General features: G+C 55.6%; 15 protein-coding genes and 1 pseudogene. 8 read left to right on the top strand and 8 right to left on the bottom strand.

The genetic code is table 11. The annotated features are described in order from the left end of the window. Nucleotides 1-1017, bottom strand: coding sequence for a LacI family DNA-binding transcriptional regulator (locus tag PGR10_RS20395; protein WP_430924017.1), 1017 nt, complete (start codon nucleotides 1015-1017; stop codon nucleotides 1-3). Nucleotides 1018-1196: 179 nt separating this feature from the next. On the opposite strand from PGR10_RS20395, the gene hisD reads away from it, so the two are divergent. The 3 genes and pseudogenes from hisD to PGR10_RS20380 all read left to right on the top strand — a co-directional run bounded on the left by hisD (nucleotide 1197) and on the right by PGR10_RS20380 (nucleotide 5304). Then, nucleotides 1197-2504: a histidinol dehydrogenase gene (gene hisD / locus PGR10_RS20390; protein WP_430924016.1), complete on the top strand. Its 1308-nt coding sequence runs from the start codon at nucleotides 1197-1199 to the stop codon at nucleotides 2502-2504. A 100-nt stretch (nucleotides 2505-2604) separates the two neighbouring features. Further along, a pseudogene (locus tag PGR10_RS20385) lies at nucleotides 2605-2970 on the top strand (GntP family permease); the annotation flags it as partial. A gap of 1236 nt (nucleotides 2971-4206) precedes the next feature. Beyond that, the gene (locus PGR10_RS20380; protein WP_183269089.1) at nucleotides 4207-5304 is read left to right on the top strand and encodes a serine hydrolase domain-containing protein; all 1098 of its coding nucleotides are present in this window, start codon (nucleotides 4207-4209) and stop codon (nucleotides 5302-5304) included. A 29-nt stretch (nucleotides 5305-5333) separates the two neighbouring features. On the opposite strand, the gene gorA is transcribed toward PGR10_RS20380, so the two are convergent. Then, a complete protein-coding gene (gene gorA, locus PGR10_RS20375; protein WP_430924014.1) occupies nucleotides 5334-6686 on the bottom strand; it encodes a glutathione-disulfide reductase in 1353 nt (450 codons plus the stop codon). A 72-nt stretch (nucleotides 6687-6758) separates the two neighbouring features. Next, a complete protein-coding gene (locus tag PGR10_RS20370; RefSeq protein ID WP_015703746.1) occupies nucleotides 6759-7601 on the bottom strand; it encodes a 23S rRNA (adenine(2030)-N(6))-methyltransferase RlmJ in 843 nt (280 codons plus the stop codon). A 175-nt stretch (nucleotides 7602-7776) separates the two neighbouring features. Between PGR10_RS20370 and prlC the strand changes: the two genes are divergently transcribed. Beyond that, a complete protein-coding gene (gene prlC / locus PGR10_RS20365; RefSeq protein ID WP_430924013.1) occupies nucleotides 7777-9819 on the top strand; it encodes an oligopeptidase A in 2043 nt (680 codons plus the stop codon). A gap of 7 nt (nucleotides 9820-9826) precedes the next feature. Further along, nucleotides 9827-10579 (top strand): 16S rRNA (guanine(1516)-N(2))-methyltransferase RsmJ, encoded by a 753-nt coding sequence (gene rsmJ / locus PGR10_RS20360; protein WP_049052009.1) that lies wholly within the window; start codon nucleotides 9827-9829, stop codon nucleotides 10577-10579. Between the two features lie 67 nt (nucleotides 10580-10646). Here rsmJ and PGR10_RS20355 read toward each other — a convergent pair whose 3' ends face one another. Together PGR10_RS20355 and PGR10_RS20350 are read right to left on the bottom strand one after the other, a co-directional pair. Next, nucleotides 10647-11030 (bottom strand): hypothetical protein, encoded by a 384-nt coding sequence (locus PGR10_RS20355; RefSeq protein WP_430924012.1) that lies wholly within the window; start codon nucleotides 11028-11030, stop codon nucleotides 10647-10649. Between the two features lie 294 nt (nucleotides 11031-11324). Next, nucleotides 11325-12527, bottom strand: a complete 1203-nt coding sequence (locus tag PGR10_RS20350) for an NAD(P)/FAD-dependent oxidoreductase (protein ID WP_430924011.1) — start codon at nucleotides 12525-12527, stop codon at nucleotides 11325-11327. A 232-nt stretch (nucleotides 12528-12759) separates the two neighbouring features. On the opposite strand from PGR10_RS20350, the gene PGR10_RS20345 reads away from it, so the two are divergent. Next, the gene (locus tag PGR10_RS20345; RefSeq protein ID WP_015369269.1) at nucleotides 12760-13263 is read left to right on the top strand and encodes an RrF2 family transcriptional regulator; all 504 of its coding nucleotides are present in this window, start codon (nucleotides 12760-12762) and stop codon (nucleotides 13261-13263) included. A 40-nt stretch (nucleotides 13264-13303) separates the two neighbouring features. Here the strand turns inward: PGR10_RS20345 and dtpB are convergent, their stop codons facing one another. Beyond that, a complete protein-coding gene (gene dtpB, locus PGR10_RS20340) occupies nucleotides 13304-14776 on the bottom strand; it encodes a dipeptide/tripeptide permease DtpB (protein ID WP_430924010.1) in 1473 nt (490 codons plus the stop codon). Between the two features lie 266 nt (nucleotides 14777-15042). Next, entirely contained in the window at nucleotides 15043-15480 is a 438-nt protein-coding gene (gene uspA / locus PGR10_RS20335; protein WP_004145166.1) for a universal stress protein UspA, read from the bottom strand. A gap of 383 nt (nucleotides 15481-15863) precedes the next feature. On the opposite strand from uspA, the gene uspB reads away from it, so the two are divergent. Then, entirely contained in the window at nucleotides 15864-16199 is a 336-nt protein-coding gene (gene uspB / locus PGR10_RS20330) for a universal stress protein UspB (RefSeq protein WP_015703743.1), read from the top strand. Nucleotides 16200-16265: 66 nt separating this feature from the next. Here the strand turns inward: uspB and pitA are convergent, their stop codons facing one another. Continuing rightward, complete coding sequence (gene pitA, locus PGR10_RS20325; protein ID WP_045397146.1) at nucleotides 16266-17762, bottom strand: inorganic phosphate transporter PitA; 1497 nt, start codon at nucleotides 17760-17762, stop codon at nucleotides 16266-16268. Between the two features lie 230 nt (nucleotides 17763-17992). Between pitA and PGR10_RS20320 the strand changes: the two genes are divergently transcribed. Further along, nucleotides 17993-19186 (top strand): NAD(P)/FAD-dependent oxidoreductase, encoded by a 1194-nt coding sequence (locus PGR10_RS20320; protein ID WP_430924009.1) that lies wholly within the window; start codon nucleotides 17993-17995, stop codon nucleotides 19184-19186. The last annotated feature ends 3 nt before the right edge of the window (nucleotides 19187-19189 follow it).

Here is a 19189-nt window from a genome sequence, read left to right as displayed (position 1 = left end):
TTAGCGTCGCGGGCGGGTACTGCCCCTGACGATAAGCTTCCCCTGCAGAACGTGCTGAACGGCGCTGGTTTCAGCCGCGCCCAGCTGCGTTTTCAGTACGGCGATGGCGGTATCCACCATTTCCGATAGCGGCTGGACCCAGGTGGTTAAATTTATCAGCGGCCAGCTGGCCATGGCGATATCATCGAACCCGACGACGGAGATATCTTCGCCCGCCTTCATGCCCATTTCGCCGACAACCACGTTGAGGGCGGCGATGGCCATCATATCGTTGGCGCAAAATAGCGCGTCCGGCGGCGTTGGCAACGCCATCAGTCTGCGGGTGGCGTTCATCGCTTCTTCTATCGACCACATTCCGCTATCGCGCAGCATCGGGCGCGCGCCGCGGGCCTCCAGACGCTGTCGAAAGCCTGTCTCCCGGTCGCGGCTGGTAGAGGAGGTATCTCTACCGGCAACAAATGCCAGCTGCTGATGGCCGAGATCCAGCAGGAAATCGGCAATCGCGGCGCCGCCGGCCAGGTTATCGCTGGTGACGCTGGAAACCGATCGGCTGTCGTTTTTGCGGTTGAGCAGCAGCACCGGCAGCCCGAGCTGCTGGCATTCATGAGCAAAGTGTGAAGAAAGGCTATTGGACACCAGCACTAGCGCTTCAACACGATGACGCAGAATCTCTTCCATGATTGGGGTAGTGTCATCATCACGGTACGTCGAAAACAACAGTACCCGGTATCCCATCAGGTTCAACGCTTGTGACAGTTCATCCAGCACCGCGGCGTAGAAGGGATTCACCAACCCCGGAACGACAACACCAATAAGCGTTGAGCGGCGGGTGATCAGCGACTGGGCGATAAAGCTCGGACGATAGCCCAGCTCGGCGGCGATCTTACGCACCTTTTCTTTGGTGGCTGGCGAAATTTTCGCTCCTTCGGTAAAGGCGCGGGATACCGCAGATTGCGAGACGCCAGCCGCTTTCGCGACATCGTAACTGGTGACTGCTCGTTTGTTTTGACCTGCCATTCCGTTGCCTCTCCTGACCCATGCCCCGTCATTATGCGTGAATCTTCCCCCCTGTCACTAATTTTGCGATCTCCGTTGCATTCGAATGCATTGCTGCTTCACATAACATTTCATTCACGCCAGGATGCAAGTGAATTCGAATGCATTAGCATTTCATTAACATCATAGTGAGGCAAGTTATGGCTATCTGGCTCAAGCGCGGTGCGGAATCTGAAGCAGTGAAATCTCACGACCGTACGGTTCGTGAAGCGGTAGAGAAAATCCTGGCGGATATTGAAGCGCGCGGTGACGCAGCGGTGCGCGAGCTGTCGATTAAGTTCGATAAGCTCGATCGCGCAAACTTCCGCCTGTCGCAGCAGGAAATCGATGATTGCTATGCGCAGCTGTCGGAGCGCGATATTGCCGATATCCGCTTTGCGCAGGAGCAGGTGCGTAATTTCGCGCAGCACCAGCGCGACAGCCTGAAAGATATTGAGGTTGAAACGCTGCCGGGCGTCATTCTGGGACACAAAAATATTCCGATCAGCGCGGCGGGCTGCTACGTGCCGGGCGGGAAATACCCGCTGCTGGCGTCGGCGCATATGTCGATTATCACCGCGAAAGTCGCAGGTGTGCCGCGCATTGTCACCTGTGCGCCGCCGTTCAACGGTAAGCCGGCGCCGGCGATTGTGGTTGCGCAGCATATGGCGGGGGCCGACGAAATCTACTGCCTGGGCGGTATTCAGGCCGTGGCGGCGATGGCAGTCGGTACCGAGAGTATCGCCCCGGTGGATATGCTGGTAGGGCCGGGCAACGCCTTTGTCGCTGAAGCCAAGCGCCAGCTGTTTGGCCGCGTCGGTATCGATCTGTTCGCCGGGCCGACGGAAACCCTGGTCATTGCCGATGAAAGCGTGGATGGCGAAATCTGCGCCACCGACCTGTTAGGTCAGGCGGAGCATGGCCCTGATTCTCCGGCGATTTTGTTGACGACCTCGGAAACGCTGGCGCGCGAAACGCTGGCGGAAATTGAACGCCTGCTGGCGGTGCTGCCCACCGCGGAAATCGCGCGCCAGTCGTGGGCGAAGTTTGGCGAAATCATTGTGGCTGAAGACCGGGAAGAAATGCTGAAAATCGCCAATGAGCTGGCGTTCGAACATGTGCAGGTAATGACCTGCGACCCGGACTGGTTCCTCGAAAATATGCAGAACTTTGGCGCGTTGTTCCTGGGCCCGCGAACGAACGTAGCTTATGGCGATAAGGTTATCGGCACCAACCATACCCTGCCGACGCGTAAAGCGGCGCGTTATACCGGGGGGCTGTGGGTTGGGAAGTTCATCAAAACCTGCACCTATCAAAAGGTTCTTACCGATAGCGCCTCCGCGCAGATCGGCGAGTACTGTTCGCGTCTGTGCGCCCTCGAAGGTTTCTCCGGCCACGGTGAACAGGCCAATGTCCGCGTGCGCCGCTACGGCAATAAAGACGTTCCTTACGCTGGGATTCCTGAATAACCCGTAAGGTCTGAAACGGGAAGCGGGATACGCTCCCCAACTTAACATCGGCCGCCCGATAACAAGGAAATAAGCGGCGGCCATGCTGACGGATAACCCTATGGACGTATTGATTGCCTTACTGGCGTTAGGATTGCTGATGCTCGCCGCCTATCGCGGCTATAGCGTGATCCTTTTTGCCCCTTTGGTTGCGCTCGGCGCCGTATTACTCACCCAGCCAGCCGCCGTTGCCCCGGTATTCAGCGATATCTTCATGGATAAGCTGGTAGGGTTTGTAAAACTCTATTTCCCGGTTTTTTTACTCGGCGCGGTCTTCGGGAAATTAATTGAGTTTTCCGGATTTTCCCGTTCAATCGTAAGTGCTGTTACCCGGCTGATGGGGCAAAACAAGGCGATGCCGGTGATTATTCTGGTCTGCGCGTTGTTAACCTATGGCGGGGTTTCGCTATTCGTGGTGGTATTTGCGGTCTATCCCTTCGCCGCTGAGATGTTCCGCCAGAGCCAAATTCCGAAACGGCTAATGCCTGCGACTATCGCGCTGGGTGCCTTCACTTTTACGATGGATGCGCTACCGGGTTCGCCACAGATTCAGAATATTATTCCGACTACTTTTTACGGTACGACCTCCTGGGCAGCGCCCTGGCTTGGGGTACTGGGTTCCGCATTTGTGGCTATTGGCGGCTGGTTATATCTGGAGGCGATGCGCCGTAAAGCGCAGCGCAGGGGCGAGGGTTATGGAAGCGAGCTCGTGAATGAACCTGAAACCCCGGCAGACCTTAATTTGCCGCATCCGATGATCGCGCTGCTGCCGTTGATAATCGTCGGCGTCGCCAACCTGCTGTTCACCTGGCTTATTCCTCAGGCGTACGGTAGCCATTTCCTGATTGACCTGCCGGGACTGAAAGCGCCGATGGAAAGCGACGTGAAGAAGATGGTGGCGATTTGGGCGGTGATGGCGGCCTTGTTGTGCGGAATTATCACTATCTTCCTGTTTGCCGGGCGTAGCCTGAAGGGTAAGCTGGCCGACGGTAGCAAAGTCGCCGTTGGCGGCGCGATGCTGGCGGCGTTGAATACTGCATCAGAGTATGGTTTTGGCGGGGTGATTGCCGCGCTGCCGGGCTTTGTTCAGGTGGCCGATGCGCTGAAAGCGATCCCAAATCCTTTACTCAATCAGGCGATTACGATCAATATTTTGTCCGGGATCACCGGTTCATCCTCCGGTGGAATGAGTATTGCCCTGGCGGCGATGGCGGATCGCTTTGTGGAGTCGGCCCATGCTGCGGGGATCCCGCTGGAAGTGATGCACCGTGTGGCGTCGATGGCGGCGGGCGGCATGGATACATTGCCGCACAATGGGGCGATCATCACTTTGCTGGCGGTGACCGGACTGACGCATCGCCAGGCCTATAAACCGATCCTCGGCATCACGTTGTTTAAAATCCTCGGTGCCTTTTTCATTATCGGCGTTTACTACGCCACCGGACTGGTATAAAGCCCGGGCCGTCGGCTATCTGTGCCGACGGCCTTATTTATTTTTCAGCGTATTCGCTTTGCGCTGGCCGGGTAATGCCGCTACGATCCGCGTCTATTTTTTATCTCATCCCAAAAATGCGCGGCAGGTAGGTGAAGTTTGAACAAGCGGTTAGGCCTTGTGCTATTGGCATTACTGTTGGTTTCAGGCTGCTCCGGCACGCTGTCGCAAATGAGCCCTCCCAGCAATGAAACCAGCCTGGTGGGGCATAACGGGCAGCGGCTTTCCGTCGATACTTTCGTCAGCCATTACATGCGCGAGAAGCAGGTCAGCGGCGTGGTAGTGGCGATTATTCATCACAACGGTCCGGCGGAGTTTCACTGCTTCGGCGTGACGGATGAAAAGCAACGCTACCCGATAACTCCGCAAACGCTTTTTGCCCTCGGCTCTTTAAGTAAAGGCGTGACCGCTGAAGTGGTCACGATGCTGGTCAACGAGGGGCGTTTGCACTGGAACGATACGCTGCAAACCCTGCTGCCGCCGGGGACCGTGCTCAGCGACGACGCCCGCAAGATAACCTTGCTGCAACTGGTCACCCATACCTCCGGGCTGCCGCGTCAGCCGATGAACATGCTGTCGCTTGAGCATCTGTTGGCGTATCTCAACAATGGTGAAAACTTTTATCACGAACTTGATGCCGACGGCGTGCTGAGCTATCTGAGCAACTTCAATGCGCCGCTGGAGCGCGAGCCGGGTTATTCCAATCTTGGTTTTGCTATCCTGGGGTATATTCTCAAATACCAAACCGGCGAATCGATTGAGACGCTGGCTTCACGGATGATCTTCCGACCATTGGCGATGGGGAATACCAGCTTTCTGCCGCAAACGCTGCGCGAATATCCGTGGCGGGCGTTGGGGCACGCAGGCGATCAGCCGAAGTTTAAACCGCGCGGCGCGCTGACGCCGGACTGGCAGTTCACCAATAACATGGTTGGCGCGGCGAGTTTGTACAGCGATGCCGCCGATCTGATTAATTATGCCCGCGCTCACTTCGCGCCCACGGGGCAGACGGTGCTCGATAAGGCATTCAGGGACGTTAGCGTCGATTATTATCCGCGGCAAATTGAAGCAGCGAACATTGCCTGGGTGACCGACACATTTGGCCGGCAGCAATTGACCTATCAGGTGGGATACATCGGCGGCTATTCGAGCTATATCGGCTTCGATAAAGCGAATCAGAATGCGGTGGTGGTGCTGCAAAACAGCTTTAACTGGAGTAACTACATCGGCCATCAGATCCTACGTAATCTGGTGACGGAGTCAAAATGAAGCCCCGTCCTGAGACGGGGCTGCGCGGATTAACGCATGGTGACAAACTCTTCCGCTGCCGTCGGGTGAATGGCAACGGTGTTGTCGAAGTCTTTTTTGGTCGCGCCCATCTTCAGCGCTACCGCAAAGCCCTGCAGCATCTCATCCATTCCGAAGCCGATACCGTGAATACCGACAATCTTCTCTTCCGGGCCGACGCAGACCAGCTTCATGCGGCACGGCTGGCGGTGAGAGGTCACGGCGGTATACATCGCGGTGAAGGACGATTTGTACACCTTCACGGCGTCATCGCCGTACTGCTCGCGCGCCTGCGGCTCGGTTAAGCCAACGGTGCCGATTGGCGGGTGGCTGAAGACCACGGTCGGGATGTTGCTGTAGTCCAGGTGCTCTTCCGGCTTGTTGTTAAACAGGCGTTCGGACAGACGACGGCCTGCCGCCACGGCGACCGGCGTCAGCTCGACGGCGCCGGTATTATCGCCCACCGCGTAGATGCCCGGTACGTTGGTGTTCTGGAACTTATCAACGATGATGTAGCCTTTATCGTTGGTTTTAACGCCCGTTGCCACCAGGTTGAAGTTATCGGTCGCCGGTTCGCGGCCAATCGCCCAAATCAAGCAATCTACGGTCTGGCTGCGGCCATCTTCCAGCTCCAGAGTCAGGCTGCCGTCGGCATTCTTGACTACCGCCTTCGGAATTGCGTTCGTGTGCAGCTGCGGGCCTTCGGCGTTCATCACTTCCACCAGAGTCTCAACGATCAGCGGATCGAAGCTACGCAGCGGCGCGTGTTTACGCACGAACAGGTGCGTTTCGGCGCCGAGGCCGTTAATCACACCGGCCAGTTCAACGGCAATATAGCCCGCGCCGACTACCGCCACGCGCTTCGGCAGCGCCGGCAGTTCGAAGAAACCGTCGGAATCAATACCGTATTCCACACCCGGAATGTTCGGGTGGCTCGGGCGGCCGCCGGTGGCGATCAGGATATGATCGGCGGTAATGGTTTCGCCGTTGACTTCCACGGTATGGGCATCGACAAAGCGCGCGAACCCTTTGATAACATCAACTTTATTCTTACCCAGCACGTTGTCGTAAGAGGTATGAATACGGTCGATATAGGCGCTGCGGCTGGCGACCAGCTTATCCCAGTCGAAATGATTGATGGTGGTATCGAAACCGTAATCCGGGCCATACAGGTGGATTGCTTCGCGGATCTGCGCCGCATGCCACATTACTTTTTTCGGCACGCAGCCGACGTTGACGCAGGTGCCGCCCAGCTCTTTGGCTTCAATCAGCGCGCACTTCTGGCCGTACATCGCCGCACGGTTAATCGAGGCGATACCGCCGCTGCCGCCGCCGATGGCGAGGTAATCATAATGTTTGCTCATGCCCATATGTCCTTAATCGTTAATTTCCGCGATTGTAGCGCGAGGCTTAAAAGGTTCCACCGATGGTTGCGATTACTCCGGTACGATCCAACTCACGGTCGCGTGACCGGTACCGGCTGGAACCAGTTTGCTGTGCAGCCACGGCAGTACGTTATTCATCTGCTGTTCCAGCTTCCATGGCGGGTTGATGACGATCATCCCGGAGGCGGTCATGCCGCGCTGGTCGCTGTCCGGACGCACCGCCAGCTCGATTTGCAGAATTTTACGAATACCTGTGGCTTCTAAATCTTTGATCATGCGTTTGATTTGCGCGCGCAGCACCACCGGATACCACAGCGCGTAGGTGCCGGTGGCGAAGCGTTTATAACCTTCGTTGATCCCGGTGACCACCGCCTGATAATCGGTTTTAATTTCGTACGGCGGGTCGATAAGAATCAGACCGCGGCGAGAAACCGGCGGCAGCTTGGCCTTCAGCTGCTGATAGCCATCGGCTTTATCGACGCGCGCGCGGCTGTCTTTCTGGAACTCGGCGCGCAGCAGCGGGAAGTCGCTCGGGTGCAGTTCGGTCATCTGCAGGCTGTCCTGCTCGCGCAGCAGTTGGCGCGCGATAAGCGGCGAACCCGGGTAGTAACGCAGCTGGCCGCTGCGGTTGAAGTGCTCGACGACCGAAATATACGGTTCCAGCTCAGTCGGTAGATCGTCCTGCTGCCAGATACGGGCGATGCCTTCAAGATACTCGCCGGTACGTTCGGCGTGCTCGCCGCTCAGCTGATAGCGGCCCGCGCCGGCATGGGTGTCCAGGTAGAGAAACGGTTTTTCTTTCTCTTTCAGCGATTCAATGATCAAACTCTGAACGGTGTGTTTGAGGACGTCGGCGTGGTTGCCTGCGTGAAAGCTGTGGCGATAACTGAGCATGGATGCAGAGATTCCGGAAATAAACAAGTTAACCGACAGTTTACCGCAGTTCGCCCAGGATTGCCGCTGTCGCACCGTCTGTCATTGAAATTCCCGCAACTATCCCCCATTCTAGATCTCATGCAAAAGCGCCGGAACGCGCGCTTCATTCACCCTCTTCAACAGGACAGCGCATATGACCAATCCATTACTGACGCCTTTTTCATTGCCGCCATTTTCTGCAATCAAACCGGAGCACGTGGTCCCTGCGGTCACCAAAGCGCTCGATGATTGCCGGGCTGCGGTGGAAAGCGCGGTGGCGCACGGCGCGCCGTATAGCTGGGAAAATCTTTGCCAGCCGCTGGCGGAAGTGGACGATGTGCTGGGACGCATCTTCTCGCCAATCAGCCATTTGAATTCGGTAAAAAACAGCCCGGAGCTGCGTGAAGCCTACGAACAGACGCTGCCGCTGCTCTCCGAGTACAGCACCTGGGTCGGTCAGCATGAAGGCCTGTATAAAGCCTACCGCGACCTGCGCGACGGCGATAACTACGCCACGCTGAATACCGCGCAGAAAAAAGCGGTCGATAACGCGCTGCGCGATTTTGAATTATCCGGGATTGGCCTGCCGCCGGAAGCGCAGAAACGCTACGGCGAAATCGCCGCGCGCCTCTCTGAACTTGGCAATCTGTACAGCAACAACGTGCTTGATGCCACCATGGGCTGGAACAAGCTGGTGACCGACGTCGCCGACCTCGCAGGCATGCCGGAAAGCGCGCTGGCCGCCGCTCAGGCCCAGGCGCAGGCGAAAGAGCAGGAAGGATATCTGCTGACGCTGGATATCCCGAGCTACCTGCCGGTGATGACCTACTGCGATAACCAGGCGCTGCGCGAAGAGATGTATCGCGCCTATTCCACCCGCGCCTCCGATCAGGGGCCGAACGCCGGTAAATGGGATAACAGCCCGGTGATGGCTGAGATCCTCGCGCTGCGTCACGAGCTGGCGCAACTGCTGGGCTTTGACAGCTACGCCTTTAAATCTCTGGCCACCAAAATGGCCGAAAACCCGCAGCAGGTGCTCGATTTCCTGACCGACCTCGCAAAACGCGCGCGTCCGCAGGGTGAGAAAGAGCTGGCTCAGCTGCGTGCTTTCGCCAAAGCCGAGTTTGGCGTCGATGAACTGCAGCCGTGGGATATCGCTTACTACAGCGAAAAACAGAAGCAGCATCTCTACAGCATCAGCGATGAGCAGCTGCGCCCGTATTTCCCGGAAAACAAAGCCGTTAACGGCCTGTTTGAAGTGGTTAAGCGTATTTATGGTATTACCGCCCAAGAGCGTACCGATGTCGATGTGTGGCATCCGGAAGTGCGTTTCTTCGAGCTGTATGACGAAAATAACGAGCTGCGCGGCAGCTTCTATCTCGACCTTTATGCCCGCGAACATAAACGCGGTGGGGCGTGGATGGATGACTGCGTCGGCCAGATGCGTAAGCTGGATGGTTCCCTGCAGAAACCGGTCGCTTATCTAACCTGTAACTTCAACCGTCCGGTAAACGGTAAACCGGCGCTGTTCACGCACGATGAAGTGATCACCCTGTTCCACGAGTTCGGCCATGGTCTGCATCATATGCTGACCCGCATTGATACCGCCGGCGTTTCCGGCATCAGCGGGGTGCCGTGGGATGCGGTCGAGCTGCCGAGCCAGTTTATGGAAAACTGGTGCTGGGAGCCGGAAGCGCTGGCCTTTATCTCCGGTCATTACGAAACCGGTGAACCTCTGCCGCAGGAGCTGCTGGAGAAAATGCTGGCGGCGAAAAACTACCAGGCGGCGATGTTTATTCTCCGCCAGCTGGAGTTCGGTCTGTTCGATTTCCGTCTACACGCGGAATATTCGCCGGAGCAGGGGGCGAAAATCCTCGAGACGCTGGCCGAGATTAAAAAACAGGTCGCCGTGGTGCCGGGCCCAACCTGGGGCCGCTTCCCGCATGCGTTCAGCCATATCTTTGCGGGTGGCTATGCCGCGGGCTACTACAGCTATCTGTGGGCCGATGTATTGGCGGCAGATGCCTTCTCACGCTTCGAAGAAGAGGGGATTTTCAACCGTGAAACCGGTCAGTCATTCCTCGACAATATCCTGAGCCGCGGCGGTTCCGAAGAGCCGATGGAGCTGTTCAAACGCTTCCGCGGGCGCGAGCCGCAGCTGGACGCGATGCTTGAGCATTACGGGATCAAAGGCTGATTGCTACGTGAAGATCTGCTTAATTGATGAAACAGGCGCCGGTGACGGCGCCTTATCTGTTTTGGCCGCCCGTTGGGGGCTGGAGCATGATGCTGAGAATCCGATGGCGCTGGTGCTGACGGACGCGCATCTGGAGCTGCGTAAGCGCGATGAACCCAAGCTTGGCGGCATCTTTGTCGATTTCGTCGGCGGCGCGATGGCCCATCGGCGCAAGTTTGGCGGCGGCCGCGGTGAAGCGGTAGCCAAAGCGGTGGGCATTAAAGGCGATTATCTGCCGGATGTTGTCGACGCTACCGCCGGGCTGGGGCGTGATGCCTTCGTGCTGGCGTCGGTCGGCTGTCGCGTGCGGATGCTGGAGCGTAATCCGGTGGTCGCCGCGCTGCTCGACGATGGTTTGAAACGTGGCTATGCCGATGCGGAGATCGGCGGCTGGCTGCAGGAGCGCTTACAGCTGATTCATGCCTCCAGCCTCAATGCGTTGACCGATATCACCCCGCGCCCGCAGGTGGTTTATCTGGATCCGATGTTTCCCCATAAGCAGAAAAGCGCGCTGGTCAAAAAAGAGATGCGGGTATTTCAGTCGCTGGTGGGGCCGGATTTAGACGCCGATGGTCTGTTGGCGCCGGCTCGACAGCTGGCGACCAAACGAGTGGTGGTGAAGCGTCCGGACTATGCGCCGCCGCTGGCGGATGTCGCCACGCCGAACGCGGTGGTGACCAAAGGACATCGTTTTGATATTTATGCCGGTACGCCGGCGTAATATTACGCCGTGGTAGTATTTCCCGGATAGCGGCGCAAAGCGCCTTATCCGGGCTACTTATTGAGGCCTAACGCGGCCAACTATTCTGAAAGAAATCCTTCTCTAATAGATAGCTTAAGTTTTCAGCCTGCCATGGGCAACCGAGGCATTTGCCGGGCATTTCAACTTCAATGGGCGCGATCGGATTGGTATATATTAGCGCGAACTTTCGCCAGAGAACGTTGCGCATTTTAATTTCGCGTATATCAGTATAAGGGATGCGCTGGTAATTATCTTTGTAATCATAAAACAATGAAAGATTAAGCTGGACTATTTGTGTGTCGGCGAAGTACAGCACCGCTGGCTTCGAACGAATAAGACCATGAACATATTTTCGTTCATCAATGGTTTCATTTGGCAATAATTCGCTAAGTATCTGGAGCAAGTTATCCCTTTTAAACCCATTATTCATAATAATTCCTTTTATCTATGATTTATTTACCGGACGCTTGTGTTTGAAATGTGTTCGCGGTTTTTCATATGTATTAATTAAGGCCACGTATCTTGCAGAGTAGTTTATCATACTAAAAACACCACAAATAATATGGTAATAAAATAAGACTTATGCTTATTTTCCTGCGGAGATATTTGGGGTCTATATCAAATATATTTTTATATTGATATTATAAATAAAAAGCGGTGACCGGATAGATAGAGCATTAGAAAGTAGCCCGGCTCGCGTAGCGCAAGCCGGGAACCGCAATACTTAAACAAACGGCGCCAGCGGATCGGCAATCTCAAACGCGGCGGCTTTATCGGCTTTCGGCGGATAGATAAGTTCGCTGACGATCGACACCTTCACCTTTTTTGCCTCTTCGCGCGTCAGTTTCACCTGCTGATCCCAACCCTCGGTGTAAACCGCGCCCCAGGCGCCGAGATCCAGACAGGTAACGTAGGTTTCCTGGCGATAGGGCAGCGGCGCGACGCCCAGCAGGCCGGCGGCGGCGTTATTACCGGCGAATTTACCGAGCAGGATAGCGTGCTGGCAAGTCATCAGGGCGTGATTGCCCTTATCATCGGTCGCGGCATAGGCCACGTCGCCGGTCGCGTAGATATCATCGTAACCCACCACCTGTAGTTCGGCGTTGACATGCAGACGCCCTTGACGGTCGCGCGGCGCATCGATTTGCGCTGTTAGATTATTCGCCTGCACGCCGACGGTCCAAATCACGGTCTGCGAGTCGATACGCTTTCCGTCTTTCAGGTTCACGCCAGCGGCATCGATGCTTGCCACTTCAGCATTCACAAGCCACTCGACGCCCAGTTCTTTTGAGGCCTGAATGATGACTTCACGCAGCGCATCGCTGTATCGAGAGCCCGGCTGCGGACCGCGTTCAACTACGACTACTCTGGTCTTAGAATTCGAGCCGAAGATCGCGCGCAGCTTGGTCGGTAATTCCATCGCCATCTCGATACCGGTAAAGCCGCCGCCGCAGACTACCACGGTGTTGCGCGCATCGCTTTGCGGACGCTGTGCTAAAGCAATTAAGTGGTTTTCCAGCGTCGTAGCGCTTTCGAGCTGATCGAGGTCGAAAGCGTGCTGTGCCGCGCCCGTGACCATCGCGCGGTTGACGTGACTACCGCTCGCCAGGACTAAACGATCCCAGTACTGAGCGTGGCTTTCGCCGTTGCTATCGGTCCAGGTTACCGTTTTATCCGCGGGATGGATCTGCGACACGCTGCCACGAAGAAAACGGATCCCGGTAGCATCGAACAGTGGCTGTAGTGGCGCAACCAGCGACGGTACGTCGCTTTCGTAGAAACGAGGACGAATGCGCAGCTCAGGCTGCGGCGCAATGACTGTGATATCAACGGCCTGCTGTTGATTTTTTTCCGCTAAACGCGCGGCGCTCAGGGCCGCCCACATCCCGGCAAAACCGGCGCCTACGATCAGGATTTGTTTACGCATCTTTTTTTCACTCGCTGTTAACTACGATTCATTTACTCGGATTTTATTGGTCGCAGTTAAGAAAAGCAACGCCTCTCACGCGATCCTGAGGATCCTTTAGCAGCGTTTTTATTTAATATACTGATAAATAATAAATTAAATTTTTGTCTTGCGAGAGGAGATATCAGATATCTGGAATGAGGCGGTGGGAAAAGCTACAATAACTCAGATTAATATTGGCTGAGATAAGTGAATGGCATTTTACAGTTCCGGAGTTGAGTACGGCATCCATAGCCTGATGTGTATGGTGGACAGCAAAGGCGACGCCCGCGATATGAGCGTGCGCGAAATCGCCGAGCTGCAAAACGTGCCCTACGATTATCTGGCCAAGATTTTTACCCGCCTATCGAAAGCGGGCCTGGTGCGCAGTATTGAAGGCAAAGGCGGCGGCTTTCAGCTTGCCAGAGCGGCTGAGCACATCACCGTGTTGGATGTTGCCAACGCTATTGATGGCGAAAAGCGTATTTTCGAGTGCCGTGAGATCCGCCAGCGTCTTGCGGTGTTTGATGAGCAGCCGCCGCAGTGGGCCTGCGAAGGTATTTGCGGTGTGCGTGCGGTCATGGATATGGCGCAGCAGCGAATGGAAGAGGCGTTAGGCCAGCATACTATCCTCGATCTGGCGCGTAAGATGTACCGTAAAGCGCCGGATGAGTTTGTGATTGAAGTGCAGGAGTGGATCGCGGCGCGTAAGAACTAGGCCGCGCGCCCCGGCGGTTGTCGCCGGGGCGGCTAACGGGTTACTCGGCGCTGGCCGGGGTATTGATCATCCGGTTCAGCCACGGCACCATAAAGGCCATCACCACCGTCACCGCCAGGGTCACGAGGCCAATTTTACTAAACACGTTGGTGTAGATCGGCAGCGTCTGCAGCGGGTCGGTTATATTTTCCGGCACCGCGGTGAAGGTCGCGACATAGCCGCCCATCAGGAACGCGGCGGCCTGTGTCAGGAACCACATCCCCAGAATAAAGCCCATCAGCCGCTGCGGAACCAGCGCGGCGACCATCGCCAGTCCCAGGGCGCTAATCAGCAGTTCGCCGAGACTCTGGAACAGATAAACCAGCACGATAAACCATGGCGAGGTGAGCCCCTGCGGGTCGGCAAACCACATCCCGGCCGCGGCGGCGGTCAGAAAGCCCAGCGCGCAGAGGAACATGCCGAGAGTGAATTTCATCGGCATGGTCAGGTCTTTACCTTTGTTGCCAAGACGGGTGTAGATAGCCGCCAGTACCGGGCTGGCGACCACCACCCAGAACGGGTTCAACGCCTGGAAACTCACCGGGTTAATCGCGATGCCGAGAATGTCGTGATGCACGTTATTGATGGCGAAGAAGTTCAGCGAGGTTGGCATCTGGGCGTACAGGATATAAAACACCACCGCTTCGAGCATCAGGATGAAGGCGACGAACATCTTGTTGCGGCCGGTTTTATCGAGGCGGAAGGCTTCGCGGAAGAAGAAAATCGTCACCACGATGGACAGCACAATCAGCACCAGGTTGGCGATTTTAACGTTATGCATCAGCCAGGCGCAGAGGAAAATCATCACCACGGTGCCGACCAGCACGTACAGCAGATTACGGAAACTCAGCGGCTGATGATCCGGGGTTGAACCGATATCTTTCACCATTCCACGGCAGGCGAAGTAGACCATCAGCGCGACGATAAGCCCGGCGCCGCACAAGTTGTAGGTCACCGCGTAGCCGAACTTATCGGCAATAACCGGCGCCAGCGACAGCGACAGTAGCGAGCCGATATTAATCGACATATAAAACAGGGTGAAGGCGCCGTCGAGACGGGCGTCTTTCGGCGGATAGCATTTTGACAGTAGGCTCGCTGGATTGGCTTTAAACAGCCCATTGCCGACGGCGATAGTGCCAAGCGCGATAAAGATAAGGTCGGGTTTGAGCAGCGACAGGCCGGTCATAAAGTAGCCGATAGCCAGCACGACGGCGCCGAGCACCAGCGTGCGTTTGGTTCCCAGCAGATGGTCACCGACATAGCCGCCGATGGAAATGAGGCCGTAGACCAGCGCCGCAAAGGCGCCAAAGGTGATAAATGCCTGTTCCTGAGAGAAACCAAGCTGTTTAACAAAGAACACCGCCAGGATGCCCTGGACGCCGTAATAGCCAAAACGCTCCCATAACTCTACAAAAAAGATCATGAAGAACGGACGGGGTTGCTGCAGCAAGCCCGTAGGTGCAGTTGTTTTCATATTCCTTCGCCTTTTAGTGCTATCCCAAAAAGTATGAACGCGTCTGCCAAAACGCGCCGAAAAAGTCTTATGGCCCATAATGATTCGGCCATTGGCTGAATGTATAGATTATTATATAGATATTAATTCTAATAAATGGTTGATCACACTAACCGATATTAATTATCTGGATTGATATCCTGATGGGGGCAATGGGATTCAGGCGGGATGCAGCATAAAAACAAAAACGCCCGCAGGCGCGGGCGTTGGCTGGCGAGGAAAAGCGATTATTCGTCTTCTTCGTCGCGCAGCGGTACGATCAGCATATCAACGTGAACGGTGTTGATCAGCTGACGCGCGGAGGACATCAGCTTGCTCCAGAAGTCCTGATGGTGACCGCAGACTACCAGGTCCATATCATATTTTTTAATCGCGTCGACCAGCACCTGGCCAAGATCGCCGCTGCCGCTCAGGGTTTCGGTAATCGGGTAGCCGGCGTTGGTGGAAAGCTCGGTCAGCGCGTGGTGCGTCTCTTCAGAGATGCGTTTCTGCATGTCGCCCAGATTGACATCGATAAGACCGGTGTAGAGGTCGGAGTAATTCACATCCACGTGAATCAGGGAAACTTTCGCATTGTAGGGACGCGCCATAGAAACCGCTTTCTCTACCAGCACTTTGCTTTCCGGTGATAGGTCTACTGCAATAAGAATGTGTTTGTAAGCCATAGTGTTACTCCTTCCATAAGTTGTCGATGACCGTTGGACCAGACAGCCTGTGCTGTCGATTCGCCCGCGTCCTGCAAGCTAGATTCGCGGGGGGTAAGCCTTTAAGGACTTAATTGTAGAAGATAATTTCTACAATATAGCGCCCCTCGCACTCCGTCAATGCACCTGGTTCACCGTTAGTTAAACAAATTATTCCGTCTTACGTATTGATAACGATTAACCTTGTGGTAAAAAAATTAACTGATCTCCTACACTATTTAATGAGCCGGTCGGATAAATAAACGTGACCGGAATCGCACTCTTTTACTGTACGGTGGGTTGGATGATATTGGGGAGCGGTAGTCCCGGAGGGATCTCCGTGGATGGGTCGCCGGGGAGGAAGTATGATCAGCACTGTTGCGCTGTTTTGGGCCCTGTGTATCGTTTGTGTGGTGAATATGGCACGTTACTTCTCATCGTTGCGTGCATTATTGGTTGTGCTACGTGGTTGCGATCCCTTGCTCTATCAATATGTTGATGGCGGAGGTTTTTTCACCTCGCATGGGCAGCCCAGTAAACAAATGCGGCTGGTTTGGTATATCTATGCCCAACGATATCGCGATCATCATGATGACGAGTTTATTCGTCGCTGTGAGCGTGTTCGCCGGCAGTTCATCCTGACCAGCGCGCTGTGTGGTCTGGTGCTGGTGAGTATGATTGCGTTGCTTATCTGGCATTGAGCCGTGCTGAATAGACGGCAAAAAAAATGGGCCAGTTTCCTGACCCATTTTTCGCATGACTACTGCTTAGATAAGCTTCAGAGCCAGCCAGTACAGCACGCCTGACAGCAAAATGGCTGCCGGCAGGGTGAGTACCCATGCCATCAGAATGCTGGTGACGGTTTTCTTCTGCAGACCGCCGCCATCAACGAGCATTGTCCCCGCAACCGAGGAAGAGAGCACGTGGGTGGTGGAAACCGGCATCCCGGTGTAGCTGGCAAGGCCGATAGACACCGCGGCGGTCATCTGGGCGGACATACCTTGCGCGTAGGTCATACCCTTCTTACCAATCTTCTCGCCGATGGTGGTCGCCACGCGGCGCCAGCCGATCATGGTGCCAATACCCAGCGCCAGCGCGACCGCCATAATGATCCAGATTGGCGCGTACTCGATGGTGCTCAGCATATCGGTTTTCAGTTTCTTCAGCAGGCGCTGGTCGTCAGAGCTCACATCCGGCAGTTTTGCCACTTTGTCGGTGGTGTCGGAGATGCAGAGCATAATACGACGCAGCTGGCCGCGCTGATCCACTGACAGCGAATCGTAGCTTTCCGTTCCGGTGAGCATCGTCTTCACGCGGTCAAGCGCATTGATGGTGTTCGCCGGATGGCAGTGGAACTCGCCGTTGGCCGCGGTGTTGGTCTCCGGTGACGGAACCAGTTGATCAACGCCGGTGGCTTTCTTCAGCAGCTCAGGGCGCTGTTGGAAGAAGGTTTCCACGTTGTTGACCGCATCGCGGGTACGAGTGATTTCGTAACCAGATGCGTTCATGTTGACCACGAAGCCCGCCGGCGCGACGCCAATCAGTACCAGCATGACCAGACCAATGCCTTTCTGCCCATCGTTAGCGCCGTGCGAGAACGACACGCCGATAGCGGACAGGATCAGCGCGATACGGGTCCAGAACGGCGGTTTTTTCTTACCGTCTTTCTTTTCGCGTTCCGCTGGGGTCAGGTGGATACGAGCGCGTTTTTTGGTACCGCTCCAGTAACGACGCAGAATGAAAATCAGGCCGCCTGCTACCACCAGGCCAACGATCGGCGAGACGATGAGCGAGGCAAAAATGCCGATGACTTTCGGGATATTCAGTGCATCCACCACTGAAGTACCGGTCATCAGCGCATTGGTTAAACCAATACCGATGATGGCGCCAATCAGGGTGTGAGAACTGGAGGCCGGGAGGCCGAAATACCAGGTTCCGAGGTTCCAGATGATTGCCGCCAGCAGCATAGAGAACACCATGGCGAGGCCATGTGCGGAACCCATGTTAAGCAGCAGGTCCGTTGGCAGCATATGCACGATGGCATAGGCTACGCTGAGACCGCCCAGCAGAACGCCGAAAAAGTTGAAGAGTGCCGCCATCGCAACAGCAAGCTGCGACCGCATTGCGCGAGTGTAGATCACCGTTGCAACAGCGTTTGCGGTATCATGAAAACCGTTAATCGCTTCGTAAAACAGTACAAAAGCTAAAGCAAGCAATAATAATAGTCCGGTATGTAAATCCAGACCGGCAAATAAATGTAGCATAGGACGTTACGCCATTTTGAGGACATGAACGCGGCGCATTATCAGTGACTTTAGCGGCGCGGGCAAAGTGAAATATAGACTTTTTTTGATTTTCTTCCTGTTTGGGTTTTACCCGGTTGGGAGTAATCCTATATTTTTCAAAGACGTAACTGATTGTTGTTTTTTTCGTGCTGGTGCGACCAGAGTGAAATATTTACAATTCCCGACAATTCGGGAATGAGGAAAGTTGAGTGGAAAGGTTTGATGCCATTGTGATCGGCGCCGGTGCGGCGGGAATGTTTTGTGCGGCGCTGGCGGGGCAGTTGGGCTGCCGGGTACTGCTGCTCGATAATGGCAAAAAGCCGGGGCGCAAAATCCTGATGTCCGGCGGTGGCCGCTGCAACTTTACCAACATGTATGTCGAGCCCGCGGCGTATCTCAGCCAAAACCCGCATTTTTGCAAATCTGCGCTGGCGCGCTACACCCAGTGGGACTTTATCGAGCTGGTTGGCAAATATGGCATCGCCTGGCATGAGAAGACCTTAGGTCAGCTGTTTTGCGATGATTCAGCGGAGCAAATCGTCAACCTGCTGTTGTCTGAATGTGAAAAAGGCGGCGTACAGATCCGTCTGCGCAGCGAAATTCTCAGCGTCGAACGCGATGAACAAGGCTACCGGCTACAGGTGAACGGCGAAACGCTGGCGGCGAAGAAGCTGGTAATCGCCTCCGGCGGTCTGTCGATGCCGGGGCTGGGCGCATCGCCGTTTGGTTACAAGGTGGCCGAGCAGTTCGGCCTGAAGGTGCTGCCAACCCGCGCCGGGCTGGTGCCGTTTACTCTGCATAAACCGCTGCTTGAACAGCTGCAGGTGCTTTCCGGCGTTTCGGTGCCAGCTACCATTACCGCCGAGAACGGTACGCTGTTCCGCGAAAATTTGCTGTTTACCCATCGCGGCCTTTCCGGCCCGGCGGTGCTGCAGATTTCCAGCTACTGGCAGCCCGGTGAGTTTGTCACCGTCAACCTGCTGCCGGACTGCGATCTTGAGGCATTCCTCAACGAGCAGCGGGGCGATCATCCGAACCAAAGCCTGAAAAACACCCTTGCGATGCAGTTGCCGAAGCGGCTGGTCGAATGTTTACAGCAGCTTGGGCAGATACCTGATGTGACACTGAAGCAACTGAACGTTCGCGATCGGCAGACGCTGGTGGAGACGTTAACTGCCTGGCGCGTGCAGCCGAACGGCACTGAAGGTTATCGTACTGCTGAAGTGACGCTCGGCGGTGTGGATACCAACGAACTTTCGTCACGTACTATGGAAGCGCGTAAAGCGCCGGGGCTTTACTTTATCGGTGAAGTGATGGACGTCACCGGCTGGCTCGGCGGCTATAACTTCCAGTGGGCGTGGTCAAGCGCCTGGGCCTGCGCGCAGGCGCTGGCGGAAGTTTAATCG

It is taken from the genome of Klebsiella sp. 141198, assembly GCF_050600785.1.
Taxonomy (GTDB): Bacteria; Pseudomonadota; Gammaproteobacteria; order Enterobacterales; family Enterobacteriaceae; genus Klebsiella; species Klebsiella aerogenes.
Note: the sequence above shows the minus strand (reverse complement) of the source record. Positions and strands in the feature narration are given on the sequence as shown.